Below are 1,053 nucleotides of genomic sequence, written 5' to 3' on the forward strand. Positions count from 1 at the left end.
CCAGGTCAGCGGCGATGCCCGGCGGACCTATTTCTCCGCTGGCCTATTTCTTTCCTGACCGGGCTACCCCGGAGCTGCAGCGGCTCCATGCGGAACTCGGGTCCCGGCATTCCTTTCGCGAAGCCGCGCGGCTGATGAAAAGCTTCCTCCCCTGCCATCCGCCCCATCACACCACGGTGCGTGACCGGTTGGGAAGAGTAGCCGCGGGGCTCGAGAAAAGTCGAAGGGCATCAGGCGATCCCGCTGAAGCACTTCCCAAAGGGGGTTTGACGGTTTTTCTGGACGGTGCGCATATCCGCTGTCGACCGGAGTATCAGCAGCGACACCTGGATCTTGTGGTCGGTAAGATTGAAAGTCGCAATATGTGCCGACGATTTGGCTTGGTCGCCAATGCGACGGCATCGCCAGGCAGCCGGATGCGAGAAGAGCTGTCAGACTTTGGATGGAAGCCGGGCCGTCTGTTGACGGTAATCTCTGATGGCGAGCTTGCTCTCCCGAACCTCATACGGAATGCCATGGGTGGCGACGGCCAGGTGAAGCATATCCTCGACTGGTGGCACATCTCGATGCGTATTCGACATGTCGAGGCCGCCGTTCAGGGTCTGGTCCAGATACCGGGATTCACTGGAATTCCGGTGCTGTTCCAGCGCCCCGCGAAAAGCCTTCGCTGGTGGCTGTGGCATGGCAGAGCACGGGTCGCGGAAACTTATCTGAAAGGGCTCATGCACGATTGCACCCGCCTTGCGGAAGAACCTTTGGCTGTCCGCACCGCTGCCGCTCGTGTGCAGGCCCGATGCGGGACACTGTACACCTATCTCGCGAACAACATGGAATCCCTTGTCGACTATGGCCGACGGTACCGTAACGGGCTGCCCATCTCGTCATCTCGTGCCGAAGGATCAGTCGATGACATTGCCAATGCCCGCATGGGAAAGCGCAGAAGGATGCGGTGGTCGCCCAAAGGGGCTCACCGAGTAGCCGTCACAAGGGCCGCAGTTCTCGATGGTCGGCTGACCGTCGCAAACAGAAAACGCGCCGCATGACCCCCATGTT

General features: G+C 60.3%; 1 protein-coding gene. It reads left to right on the forward strand.

The features are described 5' to 3' along the window. On the forward strand, positions 1-1,043 hold a 1,043-nt coding region (locus tag SM763_RS24185), incomplete at its 5' end, for an ISKra4 family transposase (protein ID WP_369000138.1). Positions 1,044-1,053: the final 10 nt, after the last annotated feature.

It is taken from the genome of Pseudophaeobacter sp. C1-32P7 (assembly GCF_041008775.1).
In the GTDB taxonomy this organism is placed as follows: Bacteria; Pseudomonadota; Alphaproteobacteria; order Rhodobacterales; family Rhodobacteraceae; genus Phycobacter; species Phycobacter gallaeciensis_A.